The 14,112-nt window shown below is 71.7% G+C and carries 12 protein-coding genes; 9 read left to right on the top strand and 3 right to left on the bottom strand.

Annotation, left to right across the window (positions count from 1 at the left end; translation table 11 throughout):
- Positions 1-203 precede the first annotated feature (203 nt).
- Entirely contained in the window at positions 204-470 is a 267-nt protein-coding gene (locus tag KR546_RS02350; RefSeq protein ID WP_238443096.1) for a hypothetical protein, read from the top strand.
- Positions 471-518: 48 nt separating this feature from the next.
- Complete coding sequence (locus tag KR546_RS02345) at positions 519-1,046, top strand: DUF1269 domain-containing protein (RefSeq protein ID WP_238443095.1); 528 nt, start codon at positions 519-521, stop codon at positions 1,044-1,046.
- Positions 1,047-1,050: 4 nt separating this feature from the next.
- Here KR546_RS02345 and KR546_RS19535 read toward each other — a convergent pair whose 3' ends face one another.
- Both KR546_RS19535 and KR546_RS02335 read right to left on the bottom strand, forming a co-directional pair.
- The gene (locus KR546_RS19535; RefSeq protein WP_238443094.1) at positions 1,051-3,297 is read right to left on the bottom strand and encodes a winged helix-turn-helix domain-containing protein; all 2,247 of its coding nucleotides are present in this window, start codon (positions 3,295-3,297) and stop codon (positions 1,051-1,053) included.
- Positions 3,298-3,396: 99 nt separating this feature from the next.
- Positions 3,397-5,763: a sulfatase-like hydrolase/transferase gene (locus KR546_RS02335; RefSeq protein ID WP_238443093.1), complete on the bottom strand. Its 2,367-nt coding sequence runs from the start codon at positions 5,761-5,763 to the stop codon at positions 3,397-3,399.
- 216 nt (positions 5,764-5,979) lie between these two features.
- On the opposite strand from KR546_RS02335, the gene KR546_RS02330 reads away from it, so the two are divergent.
- The 5 genes from KR546_RS02330 (at position 5,980) to KR546_RS02310 (ending at position 9,140) form a co-directional block, all read left to right on the top strand.
- Positions 5,980-6,504 carry an LURP-one-related/scramblase family protein gene (locus tag KR546_RS02330; RefSeq protein ID WP_238443092.1) on the top strand — a complete coding sequence of 175 codons (525 nt, stop codon included), beginning with the start codon at positions 5,980-5,982 and terminating at the stop codon, positions 6,502-6,504.
- A gap of 149 nt (positions 6,505-6,653) precedes the next feature.
- On the top strand, positions 6,654-7,073 hold the full coding sequence (locus tag KR546_RS02325; RefSeq protein WP_238443091.1) for a carboxymuconolactone decarboxylase family protein: 420 nt from the start codon (positions 6,654-6,656) through the stop codon (positions 7,071-7,073).
- A gap of 42 nt (positions 7,074-7,115) precedes the next feature.
- A complete protein-coding gene (locus KR546_RS02320; RefSeq protein WP_238443090.1) occupies positions 7,116-7,565 on the top strand; it encodes a DUF6325 family protein in 450 nt (149 codons plus the stop codon).
- Between the two features lie 16 nt (positions 7,566-7,581).
- The gene (locus KR546_RS02315) at positions 7,582-7,902 is read left to right on the top strand and encodes an SHOCT domain-containing protein (RefSeq protein ID WP_238443089.1); all 321 of its coding nucleotides are present in this window, start codon (positions 7,582-7,584) and stop codon (positions 7,900-7,902) included.
- A 29-nt stretch (positions 7,903-7,931) separates the two neighbouring features.
- Positions 7,932-9,140 (top strand): hypothetical protein, encoded by a 1,209-nt coding sequence (locus KR546_RS02310; protein WP_238443088.1) that lies wholly within the window; start codon positions 7,932-7,934, stop codon positions 9,138-9,140.
- Between the two features lie 19 nt (positions 9,141-9,159).
- Here the strand turns inward: KR546_RS02310 and KR546_RS02305 are convergent, their stop codons facing one another.
- The gene (locus KR546_RS02305) at positions 9,160-11,079 is read right to left on the bottom strand and encodes a CASTOR/POLLUX-related putative ion channel (RefSeq protein WP_238443087.1); all 1,920 of its coding nucleotides are present in this window, start codon (positions 11,077-11,079) and stop codon (positions 9,160-9,162) included.
- Positions 11,080-11,283: 204 nt separating this feature from the next.
- On the opposite strand from KR546_RS02305, the gene KR546_RS02300 reads away from it, so the two are divergent.
- Together KR546_RS02300 and KR546_RS02295 are read left to right on the top strand one after the other, a co-directional pair.
- Positions 11,284-12,642, top strand: a complete 1,359-nt coding sequence (locus KR546_RS02300) for a chloride channel protein (protein ID WP_238443086.1) — start codon at positions 11,284-11,286, stop codon at positions 12,640-12,642.
- Positions 12,643-12,658: 16 nt separating this feature from the next.
- Positions 12,659-14,083, top strand: a complete 1,425-nt coding sequence (locus KR546_RS02295; protein ID WP_238443085.1) for an RDD family protein — start codon at positions 12,659-12,661, stop codon at positions 14,081-14,083.
- The last annotated feature ends 29 nt before the right edge of the window (positions 14,084-14,112 follow it).

Raw genomic sequence — 14,112 nt, 5'->3', positions numbered from 1 at the left:
GCCCGACGCCGCGGCGAGCATCCCCCGGATCGGATGAGCACGCTGGCCGACGCGACCAGGGGACGGTTCATCCGATGGGGGTGATTCCGGCGACGACGACCACCCGTACCGTCCCGGTACCTGGGCCCAACCACGCAGGGCGGACTCCGTCGTCCCTCGCCCACGGGACTCCCCCACGACCGTCGAGACCAAGGACACGTCCCATGCGCATCACCGCCCCGACCACCCACCGCGCGGCCGCAGTCGTCCTCGCCGGCGCACTGGCCTTCGGGTCCGCGGCCTGCAGCGATGACGACTCGACCCCGACGACCGACATCGACGACGCCCAGTCCAACGTCGACGACGCCATGTCCGAGATCGACGACGCCCAGTCCAACGTCGACGACGCCCGATCCGAGGTCGACGGCGCCGTGTCCGACGTCCAGTCCGAACTGTCCGACGTCCAGTCCGAGCTGTCCGAGGACGGCTGATCGGACGACGAACCACCACTCGCGAACCCTCGACCCTGGAGCACCAGCATGGCCCTCGACAACCTGGTCCTGTACGTAGCCACCTACACCGACGAGTCCGACGCACGGACCGACTACGACGCGTTGCACGACGCCCAGCGCAGCACCGACCTCATGGTGCTCTCGGCAGTCGTCCTCAGCCGCGACGACGATGGTGAGGTCACCGTCGACCAACACGGCACGGGCGAGGTGGCGACGGGCACCGTCAGTGGCGGACTGGTCGGCCTGGCCGTCGGCCTGTTCGCGCCACCGCTGCTGCTGGCGACCGCAGCCGGCGCCGGCATCGGTGCGGGCATCGGGGCCCTGATGAAGCGCCACCACGAGAACGAGCTCAGCGTCGACCTGCAGGACTCCCTGCCTCCCGGGTCGTCGGCGGTCGTCGTCGTGCTGGAGGACACGTACCTGGACCGGGTGGACAAGGCCTTGGCGAAGTCGGCCAAGAAGGTGGACCGGGCGATCGACGCCGGCGACTACGACCGCCTCGCCAAGGAGTTGGAGGACGCGGGACACCGCATCGACGACGCGGTCCAGTCCTGACCGCCTAACCGTCCAGCAGGCCGATCCGGACGGCCCGCCCGACCGCGTCACTCCGGGACGTCACGCCCAGCTTGCGGTAGATCGAGATCGCCTGCGTCTTGACGGTGTTGGGTGACAGGAACAGGGAGTCGCCGATCTCCCGGAAGCTGAAGTGAGTCCGCAGGAGTGGGAGCAGGCGAAGCTCGGCGGTCGTCAGGCTCGACGAACCCAGCAGTCCCATGGGCAGGTCCGCCAGCTGGTCGCGGAGGCCCGTCACCTCGGACTCGAGTCGACCCAGTCCCGGACGCAGGCGGACGATGTCGTCCATCTCCCGGAGCAGGGTCCGCGCACCGGCCGTGTCCGACAGGGCCAGGGCCGCCGCGGCCAGTTCCAGGCGCGTCTGCACGGCCAGGTGCGGGACGGCGTGGTTGAGCCGTGGACGCACCGACTGGGCACGCGTGGCCAGGCGTCGTGTCCGGTCGAGGTCCCCGTCACGGGCCGCCATCCGGGCAGCCGCGGCGAACACGATCCCGCTGGTGGTGTGCTCCTCGAGGGCCCGGCCCTCCACGATCTCCAGGGCCTCGCCGACCATGGCCCGGGCTCCCGCGACGTCGTCGTCGGCCAGGGCCAGCAGCCCCCGCTCGGCCAGCGACACCGACAACGCCGGTGCCGCCCCCAGGTCCCGTGTCACGGCGATGGCGTGGGCAAGGGCCTCCTCGGCGTCGTCGGGTGCCCCCCGGACCGCATGGACGAGCCCGAGCACGGCCAGGGTGGTTCCTCGCCACCCATGCCCCGACGGCACCATTGCATGGGCTCGTCGGGCGTCCTCGAGCGCCGACTCCAGGCCGTCCCGACAGACGGTCGCACGCAGCAACGCGACCAGCCCGTCGATGACTTCGTCGTCGCCGTCATGGTCCAACGGCCGGGCCCGCGAGGCGGCCCGCATGCGACGCTCCGCGACCGTGGCGTCGCCGAGCAACGCGGCCGTCCAGCCACCGGCCACGGCCACCATGGGGTGGTGATCGAGGAAGTCCCCACTGTCGAACCAGTCGAACCAGCGCTCCATCGTCGTGAGGCGGCCCGAGCGATACAGGTACAGGCCGCGGTCGCCCACCAGGTCGGCGACCCGGTCACGGTCACCCGCCACCATCGCGTACTCGACCGCCTCGTCGGCCATGCCCTGTGCCTCGTACCAGTCCGCGGCGCGACCCGCGAGCTGCGCGACCAGGTCCGGTTCGCGCTGGTCCAGTTCCGTGCGGAGCAGGTCGCGGAACAGTTGGTGGTACCGGAACCAGGTCCGCTCCTCGTCCAGCGGCACCACCAGCAGGTTGGACTCGGTCAGTTCGCGCAGGCGGTCCCCGGACCCGAACGTGCGCAGCACGGCGTCGCAGGACGACCCCGACATCCGCTCCAGGACCGATGACCGGACCAGGAACCGAACGGTGTCCGCGTCCAGGGTCGACAGCAGTTCGGCGTGCACGTACTCCGCGACGGCTCGCTCGTGCCCCGGCTCGTCGGCCAGGACCGGAACGTCGGATCCCCGGGAGCCAGCACGCGCCGCCAGGTACAGCGCGACCGGCCAGCCCTCGGTCGACGCGACGGCTCGCACGGCCTGGTCCTCCCCGAGCTCGACCCCGGTTCCGGCCGCCAGCTCGACCGCCTCACCCGGGTCCATCGCCAGTTCGTCCGTTCCGAGCTCGACGAGGCGACCCTCGGCCCGCAGCCGCGGCACCGCGAGGCCGACCTCGTGGCGACTGCCGACGGCGACACGGCCCGAAGGCGTGGCCTGGCGCAGCAGCGTGTCGACCACGTCGAGGCAGGCCGGGTTGGCCAGCACGTGCAGGTCGTCGAGGACGAGCAGTGTGGGATCGGGGCCGTCGACCAGTGCCGTGACGATCGCACGGGTGACCTGGGCGACGGGTGGGAACGCGGTGTCCAGCTGCTCGAGCACGCCGGGGTCGAGTGGGCCGATCTCCGCGACCGCCATCGCGAGGGAGGCCAGCAGGACCGTCAGGTCGTTGTCCTCGCCGTCGAGCGTGAGCCACGCCGTGCCACAGGGCACCCGGTCCGCGACCTGGTGCAGGACCGTGCTCTTGCCGTAGCCCGCACCGGCGACCACGGTCAACACGGACCAGGACGACGAGTGGTCGAGCTGGTCGAGGGCCGCCGAGCGCGTGACGATGCCCGGTCGCAGGACCGGTGGACGCAGTTTCGAGGCCGACAGCCGAAGTGGTCCAGCCGCCAGCGTCGTCGCGATCGCGTGCTGGTCCACCCTGGTCCCTGGAGTCGATCGCCACGGACGCGTTCCCACGTCCGGAGCTCGGCGACGACTCTAGGTGACCTTCCCGGACCGCACCAGCGCGCCGGGTCGCTACTGCAGCGACATCGCGATCCGGAGACGTTCGTCGGGGTCGATGTAGTGGTCGTGGTCGTCCTGGCCGACGTCGAGCTGCACCCAGTGCAGGGTGCCGGTGAAACGGCTGGTCGCGGTGGTGTAGTCGGGGCTGACGGTCGTGCCGGACTCGTAGCCGATGTCGGTCGTCTCGTCGGCCGAGAAGACCATCGGGTGGGTCTGGTCGACCCGCCCCGCGCCGACCTGCTCGCCGTCGTGGTAGAGGGTGACGTCACCGCCCTTCGCGAGACCGCCCCCGTCGTAGGCGAACTCCATGCGGACCTGGTGGTTGCCGACCGGGACGGGCGTGTCTGCAGTCGTCCGGTAGGTGTGGATGCCGAGCACGTTGTAGGTGAACGCGAGGTGGCCGTCCTTGCAGTACACCGTCCAGCCACCGAACTTCCCGCCCTGGGCGATGATCACCCCGTTGGCCCCGCCCTCGGGGACGTCGACCTCGGCGGTGATCGAGAACGACCGGTTCTTGATGTTGACCACGCTGTTCTCCGACAGGCGCCCCATGCCGGGGAAGAACTGCTGCGAGTCACCCTGCACCAGGGTGGGTCGGCCAGCCACCTCGGGGTTGAGCCGTTCGGCGGTGCGGTCGTCCAGGGGCAGCACGTTGTACTTGGTGGCCTCGATCAGCCACAGCCGTTGCAGCCTGGCCAGCCGGTCCGGGTCGTCGGCCGCCAGGTCTCGGGCCTGGCTGTAGTCGTCCGGTGCGTACAACTCCCAGATGTCGTCGTCGAACGCCGGGACGTTCCCACTGACCATCTCCCATGGGGTGCGGTGCTTGGTGACCGCGGTCCAGCCCCGGTGGTAGATCCCGCGGTTGCCGAACATCTCGAAGTACTGCAGGTCGTGACGTTCGGGCTGGTCGGGCTCGTCGAACGTGTACAGCATGGACGTCCCCTCGATGGGGGCCTGCTGGACGCCGTTGACGGAGGTCGGCTGGGGCAGGCCGGCCGCCTCCAGGATCGTCGGGGCGATGTCGATCACGTGGGTGAACTGGTCACGCAGGCCACCGGCGTCGTCGATCTCGGCGGGCCAGTGCACGATCGTGCCGTTGCGGGTCCCGCCCCAGTGCGACGCGACCTGCTTGGTCCACTGCAGGGGCGAGTTCATCGCCCAGGCCCACCCGACCGAGTAGTGGTTGTAGGAGTCCGGTGAGCCGAACTCGTCCATGACCGAGCGCATGAACTCCGGTGTCTCGAGTGCGGCCATGCCGTTGAAGTTGGCCATCTCGTTGAACGCGCCGTTCATGGTGCCCTCGGCCGAGGCACCGTTGTCCCCGACGATGTAGTAGACCAGCGTGTCGTCGAGGACCTCGAGGTCCTCCAGCGTGTCCACGAGCCGGCCGACGTGGTGGTCGGTGTGCTCCAGGAAGCCGGCGTAAACCTCCATCTGGCGCGCCAGCACCGGCTTGAGCTCGTCCGGCATGTCGTCCCACGCCGTGATCTCGTCGTGCCGCGCAGTCAACTCGGTGTCGGCGGGGACGACCCCCAGTTCCTTCTGGCGTGCCAGCGTCCGCTCACGCAACACGTCCCAGCCCTCGTCGAACTGGCCCGCGTACCTGTCGGCCCACTCCCTGGGGACGTGGTGGGGGGCGTGGGTCGCACCCGGCGCGAAGTACACGAAGAACGGCTTGTCGGGCATCAGCGCCTTCTGCTGGCGCATCCAGGCGACCGCCCGGTCCGCCAGGTCCTCGGTCAGGTGGTAGCCCTCCTCCGGGGTCGTCGGCGGTTCCACCGGGGTCGTGCCGTCGTACAGCGCCGGGTCGTACTGGTTGTTCTCGCCGCCGATGAACCCGTAGAAGGTCTCGAACCCGCCGCCGCCCGACGGCCAGGCGTCGAACGGCCCCAGCGGCGACGCCTGCCACACCGGGACCTCGTGGCACTTCCCGAACTGGGCCGTCGAGTACCCGTTGAGCTTCAGGGACATGGCCAGCGGCGCCTTCGTGTTGGGCCGCAGCGAGCTGTTGCCGGGCGCCGACGTCGCCGTCTCGGTGATCGAGCCCATCCCGACCGAGTGGTGGTTGCGCCCCGTCAGCAGGGCCTGCCGCGTCGGCGCACACAGTGCCGTCGTGTGGAACCGGTTGTAGCGCAGGCCACCGGCCGCCAGCCGCTCCGCGGTCGGGGTGTTGCACGGTCCACCGAACGCACTCGACGCCCCGAACCCGACGTCGTCGAGCAACACCACCAGCACGTTCGGCGCTCCCGCCGGCGGACGCAGTGGCTCGATCGGCGGGTAGGACGTGTCCGGGTCCTTCGCGTCGTACGTCGTCAACCCCGTGGGCGGCTGGTCGGGGATCGGCAGGGTCGCGCGGGCGTGGCGATCGGGCGTGGTCACGACGTGCTCCTCGGGAAGGTCGGTCCGGTTCCGGCGGCGTCCGTCGCATCGGACGCGATCCGACGCGTGACGCCATCCGCGACCCTGCCCGCGAGGCGTGCGACCCGCATCATCCGGATCAGGTGAACGAGGGTCGTTTCACCTCGCCGGGATGATGACGCCCCGACCCGGGCGCAGCACCGTGGTCACGGAACCCAGCCGACCACGGAGGAAGCCATGCGCAGGCGACGCCAGCACCGCAGGGATGCCCGCACGTCGGGCCGGGAGGTCTACCAGCTGCGCGAACGGCTCGTGGCCATCGGGGACGACTACTGGATCGAGACCCAGTCCGGTCGGCGGGCGTTCAAGGTCGACGGCAAGGTGTTGCGACTGCGGGACACCTTCGTGATCGAGGGACCGGACGGGTCCTGGCGGGTGCGGATGAAGCATCGGCCGGTCCGGGTCCGGGACACGTGGCACATCGAGCGCCCCGGTGGTCCGGACGCGACGCTGCACAAGGCCATGGTCGGGCCCCTCCGGGACCGGTGGGTCCTGGAGGCCGACGACATCGGCACGTGGAAGATCCAGGGCAACCTCGTCGAGCACGAGTACCGCATCGACTCCGATGACGGTCCGGTGGCCGAGACGTCCAAGCGCTGGGTCCGGGCACGCGACACCTACGGCGTCGAGGTCGACCCCGAGGCGGACGCCGCGCTGGTCCTGGCGGTGACGGTGGCCATCGACCAGGCGGCCCACGACTGAGGCGAGCGGACGGGTCCCGAGGCCGAGCGGGCGGTCCCCGCCGAACCTCATCCGATGCAGATGATTGCCGGCCCCCGAACGAGACCTACGGTCGGAAGGCGTCCCGGAGCCCCGGGGCGGCCGAGATCCATTGGCGGGGAGGTCCGGCCGTGGACGACGAACTGGGTCGCCGCCTGCTCGCCCTGTCGCTGCACGACGATCGGGCGATGGCCGAGCTGGCCGACGCCGAGCCGTCGGCGACGGCCTCGGCACCGGCCGCCCGTCGCGCGCTGCTGGTCCAGGTGGGGGCACTGGTCTGCCTCAATGCCGAGACGTCGACGTTCCAGGTGTATGTCGAGCAGGCCCTGGCGGCGGGGATCGCTCCCGACGAACTGCTCGGGGTCCTGGCGGCGCTCGCTCCATTGGCCGGAACGCCGCGACTGGCGGCCGGCGCTGCCTCGCTGGCGCGGGCACTGGGCTACGACCTGGACGGTGCCCTCGAGCGCCTCGACGACGGCGACTGGTCCGACCCGGACCGCACCCAGACGTCATCCGGTCTGGACGATGCCCCCTCGGCGACACGTCCGTAGCGTCACCGAGGACGTTGGACCCACCACGGCGAAGGAGCCGAGATGTCCGCACCAACACCCCACGGCCCCGTGGACTTCCTGCTCGTGGAGTTCCCCACGGACCAGCCCATCCCGGCCGTTGCCGACGAACTGCTGGCACTGGTCGAACAGGGCACGATCCGACTCTGGGACCTGCTCGTGGCACGCAAGGACGCCGACGGCCTCGTCACCGTCATCGACCTGCAGGACGTGACCGCGGACGGACCGGCGAGCCTGGCCGTCTTCGCCGGTGCCCGGTCCGGCCTGATCGGCGACGACGACCTCGACGACGCCGGCGCGATCATGGAACCCGGCACCACGGCCGCCCTGCTCGTCTACGAGAACGCCTGGGCCGTGCCGTTCGTGACCGCGGCCATGGCCGCCGGCGGCCAGGCCGTGGCAAGCATGCGGATCCCCGCCACCGACATCACCGAGGCGCTCGACGAGCTCGAGGCCACCCAGCCGGTCGCCTGACCAGAGAGGAAGACCCATGCCCAGACTCCTGCGAGGAATGGCCCGGACCGCGGTCGTGGCCGGCACGGCGACGGCCGTCAGCGGCCGCGTCCAGCGCCGCCAGGCCGAGCGCTACGCCACCCGCGACGCCAACATCTACGCCGAGCGCGAGCAGGCCTACCACGAGGCCGAGGCCCAGCAGGTGCAGGCGGCCCCCGCGCCCGCTCCGGCGCCGACCGCTGCCGCTGGGCAGGACGACATGCTGAACCAGCTCGAACGACTCGGCAAGCTGCACGAGCAGGGCGTCCTGACCGACGACGAGTTCGCCACCCAGAAGTCCAGGATCCTCGCGGGCTGACGCATGCACCCCGACCGCTCGAGGATCTCGTGGCAGACATGACCAGCCGGGTCGACGGGCTCGAGGCCCGAGACGCCGTCGACCGCGCCGACAGCTCCGCGACGCCGCGGTGGGTGACCACCACGGCGATCGTGGTCGCCACGATCCTGGCGATCGTGAGTGTGATGACGACGTGGGTGAGGACCCAGGCGTTGGACACCGACCAGTGGGTGTCGGCCAGCAGCGACCTGCTTGCCGAGCCGGTGGTCCAGCAGGCGCTGGCGACCTATCTCACCGACGAGTTGTTCGCCCAGGCCGACGTGACCCAGGAGCTGGCTGACGCGCTTCCCGACCAGCTGTCGGGGCTCGCGGGCCCGCTCACCGCTGCCCTGCGGCCGCCGGCCACCGATGCCGTCGAGCAGTTGGTGGGGTCACCCCGGTTCGCCCAGGCCTGGGCACGCGCGAACCGCGTCGCCCACCAGACACTGGTCGGCGTGCTGCGCGGCGATTCCACCGAGGTCGTGTCCACGTCGGGGGGCGCGATCACGCTGGACCTGGGCGACGCGTTGGTGGCGATCGGCGGCGACCTCGGCGTGTCGGACTCGACCCTCGAACGGATCCCGCCCGATGCGGGCCAGGTCGTGGTCTTCCAGTCCGACCAGCTCGCATCCGTGCAACAGACCGTGCGGGTGCTCGACGCCCTGTCCTGGTTCCTGTTCGTCGTCGTGGTGGGGCTCTACGCGCTGGCAGTGGTCCTGGCGCGTGGTCGACGCCGGGAATCGCTGCGCGAGGTCGGGGTGGGCCTGGTGGTCGCCGGCGTGACGGTGATCCTGCTCCGGGCCATCGCGATCCGAGAGGGCGTGGACGTCCTGGTCACCGACGCGGGCAACCGGGAGCTGGCCGGCCTGGTCGGGAAGGTCGGCACCGAGTTGTTGCAGCAGATGGCCGTGGCCGGGATCCTCTACGGCGTCCTGTTCCTGGTCTTCGCCTGGATGCTCGGGCCGCACCGCTGGGCGCTGCGGGTCCGCCGGGGCCTGGCGCGGTGGTCCGACTCGACGGCAGCGATCGCCGCCGGGGCCGTCGTCGCGTTCCTGGTCCTCGTGTGGCTGAGTCCCGGCGGAGCACTCGACCGTTGGACCACGGTCCTTGTGCTGGCAGGACTGGCCATCGGTGCCGTGGTCATGCTGCGGGCCCAGCTCGGGCGCGACCTCCTCCGACCGGACCAGCCGTTCGACGACCCGGCGCCGGCGGGGGACTGACCGGTCGTCGGGCCACGGCTCAGCCTCCGGTCCGCACGATCGCGATGACCTGGTCGCCGGGACCCACGGTCGTGACCAGGTCCGGGGACGGGTCGAGCAGCAGGGCATCGTCGGTGCGTCGGCGCAGCCCCACCGCGACGGCGTCGCCCGCGAGGCAGGCCCGAGCCAGGTCCGCGATCGTCACCGATCCGTCCAGCCCGAGCTCGTCCACCGGCACGAGGTCGATCGTCGGTCCCACGTCGGCGGCCAGCGTCAACAGGACCTCTCGGCGGAGCGGCTCCTCGACCAACTGGGCCAGGAGCTGACCGGTGCGGGCCGGGCTGGCGATCCAGTCCTCGGCTCCGAGGCGACCGACCAGCCGGTTGCTGTCGGCATCCAGCAGCTCGACGAGGAAGCGCGGTTCGTCACGCCCGGATCCGCGGGTCCGTTGGAGTGCCCTGAGGGCCAGCAGGGTCTGGGCGTCGGCCTCCGACGCCGGACCGGCCGAGTGGTCGGCGAGGACCAGGACGGTCGTCGCTCCGGCCAGCAGGTCCGGCCGGCCGACGACGCTGGCCAGGGGCGACTCGGCCATGGTGACGACGACCTGGTCGTCCGGGAGGTCGCCGACCACCACGTCGCCGGCGCCCACTCGGTTCGCGTCGACCACCACCTCGACGCTCGAGCCCGGCGACACGGTCCGACCCCAGGTCGACAGCAAGCGCGTCCCGAAGTCGTTCCACCCGAGGACGACCAGCCGTTCGCGGCGTGGACGCCATCGGATCGACCCGTTTCCTGGTCCGACGGGGCCGGGGCGGGCGGGCTCGTCCCGCAGGACCGATCCGGTCCGATCGGTGTGTGCGAGCACGACGAGCCGATCGCCGTCGCCCAGGCGGGCTCCGGGCTCGGGGAGCAACTCGACCCCGGAGTCCGTGCCGATGATCCCGATCGGGCGGCCGAGCCCGTAGCGCACGGTCACCTCCGCGAAGGTGAGTCCCACCAGGTCCGGATGCTCCCAGACGTGGATGTCGCAGCCCCCGACCTTCAGCAGCGCGTCCACCACCCGACCCAGGCCCGACGCCCGCAGCGCGAAGGCCGTCGTGCGGGCGACTGCCTGGTGGGCGACAAGGGGGTGGACATTCGGACCGCAGGCCAACCCGAGGTGTCCAGCCGTGTCCGCTCGTTCGACCTCGACCGTGACGGGCACGGGGCTGTCCGGGCCGAGGACGTCCTGCACGCCGAGCACGGTCTCGACCGCGCGGGCGTCGCCTCCGGCCGGATCGGCGAGCACGACAACGCCACGAGCATGGTCGGGACGTGCGATCCGCAGGTCGGCTGCGCTGGTCGGGTCGCCCGACCGGTAGACCACGCGACTGCCACGCAGGTCACCGGCGGCCGCCCGCACCTGCCGGTCCAGCTCGGCCGGGTCCTCCTGGGCGAGCACGACGATGGCGTCGCCGCCGGCCCGGCCGGACTGGGTCAACAGGAGCTGCTGGACCACCACCGGCAGTCGGTCGGACCGCCCCAGGACGACGAGGTGGTCGGACTGGATCACCACACTGCGGCCTCGACGCATCCCCTCGATGCGTTGCTCCACCGCCGCCGCGATGATCCCGATCAGGGTGCCGGCCACCAGCAGTCCGAAGACCGTCACCAGCAGCGCGAGCAGACGCGGTCCCCAGCCCACGTCGCTCGCCATCGTCCCGGGGTCCATGACCCGCAGCAGGCTCTGCCAGAAGTCCTCGAGCCAGCCACTCCGACCACCATCGGTGAAGGTGACCCCGAAGATGGCCAGCAGCAGCGAGCTGGTCAGGACGGCGGCCAACGTGACCAGCCCCAGCCAGACGAGCGTGACCCACGTCCCGCGCGCCAGCAGGTTGTCGAAGTGGTACCGCACCCGGTGGCGGAGTGACCCCGTCCCAGGGCCACGGGCCGCACCATCCGGAGTCCGGTCACCACTCATGCCCGCTCCGTCATGGCTTCGGTGAATCGACGTCACACGTCGTCACACGTCGACTGGCCTCCTGCCCACACTAGGGCGCGCCGAGCACCCCTCCTTCACCCGGACCGGATGATGTGGGTCCCGCGCGCACGTGGTCGGCTCCTGGAAGGTCCCGGCCTCCCGTCCGGCGATCACGGCCGTGGCCCCACGATCCGAGGACCGCGCATGAGCACGGACACGCCACCGACCCGGGCGGACGACCCCCACACGCTCATCCGACGTCGGAACTACGTCGTGATGCTCCTGGTGGGCGCGGTCCTGGGCCTCCCGGTCGCCGTCGTCGCGTACGGGTTCCTGGGCGTCGTCGGCGCTGTGCAGGACTACCTCTTCACCACCTTGCCCGGGCAACTGGGATTCACGGAGCCCCCGTCCTGGTGGTCCATCCCCCTGCTGGTGCTCGGCGGGCTGGGCGTGGCAGCCACGATCCGCCGGCTGCCCGGAACCGGGGGCCACAAGCCGGCCGAGGGATTCAAGACCGGCGGCCCGGTGCGCCCGGCCGACCTGCCGGGCATCGCCCTGGCGGCCTTCCTCACGCTCGCCCTGGGGGTCGTGCTGGGTCCCGAAGCGCCGCTGATCGCCATCGGCAGCGGCCTCGGTGTGCTGGCGATGCGACTGCTCGACCGGGGCGCACCAGACATGGCCGTGATGGTCGTCAGCGGCGCCGGGAGCTTCGCTGCCATCGCCACCCTCCTGGGATCGCCGCTGAGCGGGGCCTTCCTGCTGATGGAGGCAGTCGGGCTGGGAGGTGCCATGCTGGGCGTGGTGCTCGTGCCGGGCCTCTTGGCGGCGGCGATCGGCGCGCTGGTCTTCGTCGGGCTCGACCAGTGGAGTGGGCTGGGCACGTTCTCGCTGGGCGTGGCGGACCTGCCGGCGGCCGGCAGTCCCACGGGTGTCCAGTTCCTGTGGGCGATCGGGATCGGACTGGCGGCCGCGTTGCTCGGTGCGGCGATCACGCGGGCGTCGCTGCACCTGCAGGGGGTGGTCGAGCGTGGCCCGGGCCTGCGCACGCCGCTGGTGGGCCTGGCGATCGGGGGCCTCGTGCTGGTCTTCGTGGAGACGACGGGCCAGGGTGCGAGCTGGGTGCTGTTCTCGGGCCAGGAGCAACTCGGGCCGTTGATCTCCGGGGCGGGCGACTGGACGGTCGGCGCCCTCCTCCTGCTGCTGGCGTGCAAGGGGCTGGCGTACACGTTGGCGCTCAGCAGCTTCCGGGGCGGTCCGGTGTTCCCGGCCATGTTCCTGGGCGCGGCTGGCGGTGTCGTGCTGTCCCACCTGCCGGGCCTGCCGTTGGTCGCCGCGGTCGGCATGGGGATCGGGGCGATGACGGTCGCCATGCTCGGCCTGCCGTTGGTCTCGGTCCTGCTGGCGGCCCTGGTGCTCCAGGCCGACGGGCTGCAACTGGTCCCGGTCATCATCGTCGCGGTCGTGACGTCCTGGGTCGTGTCCGCCCGGCTGCGCCCCGATCCGGACGACGACACGGAACCCCAGCCGGAGGCCCCTCCCGACGCGTCGGGCGCCCACCCATGAGCACCACGAGGCCGACATGGTGACCCGGGCGGACGACCGACCGGCACCGCGCAACGAGGCGCGCGGGCTCGGACGCGTCGGACACCTGGTCGGAGCGGTCAGCAACCGCGTGCTCGGCGAGCTCGACCCCGACATCGTGGTTGCCCAGTTGGACGTCGACAGCGTGCTGGCACGCGTCGACCTCGACGCCGTCCTCGCCCGCGTCGACCTCGACGCGGTGCTGGCCCGGGTCGATGTCGACGCGCTGCTGGAACGGATCGATGTCGACGCGGTGCTGGCCCGGGTCGATGCCGACGCGGTGCTGGATCGCGTGGACATGGACCGCCTGCTGGACCGGGTCGCGATCGATCGGCTGCTCGACCGCGTCGATGCGAACGGGCTGCTCGACCGCGTGGACGTCGACCGCCTGCTGGAGCGTGCGGACGTCGACGGCCTGGTCCAGCGAGTCGACGTGCAGCGGCTGGCCGCCCGGCTGGACCTCGACCCCGTGCTGGCGAGCGTGGATCTCGATGCCGTCCTTGCCCGGGTCGACGTCGACGTCGTGTTGGCCCGCATCGACCTCGAACGGGTGCTGGCCCGCGTCGACCTGGACCTCCTGGTCGCCCGGATCGACCTGGACGCGATCGTGGACCGGCTGGACGTGGCGGAGCTCGTCCAGCGTGCCGGCATCCCGGACCTCGTCGCCGACAGCACGGGTCAGCTGGCCGGGTCGGCACTGGACCTCGCCCGCCGCCAACTCGTCGCCGTCGACGTCGGGACCTGGCGGATCGCCCAACGGCTCGGCCGTCGCGACCCTGCCAGCCTGCCGGCCGGACCCGCCACCCTGGTCGAGGACGAGGCCGCGGCCGTCGAGCTGCCCGACCCGGACAGGTCCCGGGTGCGCGCCCGCGCCGAGGTGAGCGGCTTCTACGCCGGCCCCATCAGCCGGCTGCTCGCCTTCGGCGCCGACCTCGCCCTGGCCACCACCCTGTTCACCGTCGGCACGGCCGCCATGGCCTGGCTGGCGGACACGGTCGTCGGGATCGACCTGATCCCCGGGGACGGCTCGACCAGCACCTGGTGGGTGCTGGCGAGCCTCGCCTGGTTGTTCCTCTACTGGAGCACGACCACGATCGTCGCGGGCCGCACGCCGGCCATGCTCCTCGCCGGACTGCGCGTGACGGCGCGCGACGGCACGCCGCTGCCCCCGAGCCGAGCGCTGGTGCGCACGCTGGCGATCCCGCTGAGCGTGCCGGGTTTCCTCGGGGGGGCCTGGATGATGGTGGACCACGAGCGCCGGGCGCTGCACGACCTCGTGGCCGGGTCCACGGTCGTCTACGACTGGGGTGGTCGTCCAGCCGAGATGCCGACCCCCCTTGCCCACTGGATCGACCAACGCGACCAGCCTCCCGGACCGGACGTGGCCACGCCGCCTGAGACATCCTCCCGTGCCGCCACCTAGGATCCGCCGCAGCACGTGGGGCGGAGGGC

It is taken from the genome of Salsipaludibacter albus (genome assembly GCF_019798055.1).
Taxonomy (GTDB): Bacteria; Actinomycetota; Nitriliruptoria; order Nitriliruptorales; family Nitriliruptoraceae; genus Salsipaludibacter; species Salsipaludibacter albus.
The sequence above is the reverse complement of the archived record's forward strand: the minus strand, read 5'-3'. Positions and strand labels throughout refer to the sequence as shown.

What these genes read in the sequence shown, in the direction of transcription:
- KR546_RS02350 (WP_238443096.1), top strand. Translation starts at nt 204, where the DNA reads ATGCGCATCACCGCCCCGACCACCCACCGCGCGGCCGCAGTCGTCCTC.
- KR546_RS02345 (WP_238443095.1), top strand. Translation starts at nt 519, where the DNA reads ATGGCCCTCGACAACCTGGTCCTGTACGTAGCCACCTACACCGACGAG.
- KR546_RS02330 (WP_238443092.1), top strand. Translation starts at nt 5,980, where the DNA reads ATGCGCAGGCGACGCCAGCACCGCAGGGATGCCCGCACGTCGGGCCGG.
- KR546_RS02320 (WP_238443090.1), top strand. Translation starts at nt 7,116, where the DNA reads ATGTCCGCACCAACACCCCACGGCCCCGTGGACTTCCTGCTCGTGGAG.
- KR546_RS02315 (WP_238443089.1), top strand. Translation starts at nt 7,582, where the DNA reads ATGCCCAGACTCCTGCGAGGAATGGCCCGGACCGCGGTCGTGGCCGGC.
- KR546_RS02305 (WP_238443087.1), bottom strand. Translation starts at nt 11,079, where the DNA reads ATGAGTGGTGACCGGACTCCGGATGGTGCGGCCCGTGGCCCTGGGACG.
- KR546_RS02300 (WP_238443086.1), top strand. Translation starts at nt 11,284, where the DNA reads ATGAGCACGGACACGCCACCGACCCGGGCGGACGACCCCCACACGCTC.
- KR546_RS02295 (WP_238443085.1), top strand. Translation starts at nt 12,659, where the DNA reads ATGGTGACCCGGGCGGACGACCGACCGGCACCGCGCAACGAGGCGCGC.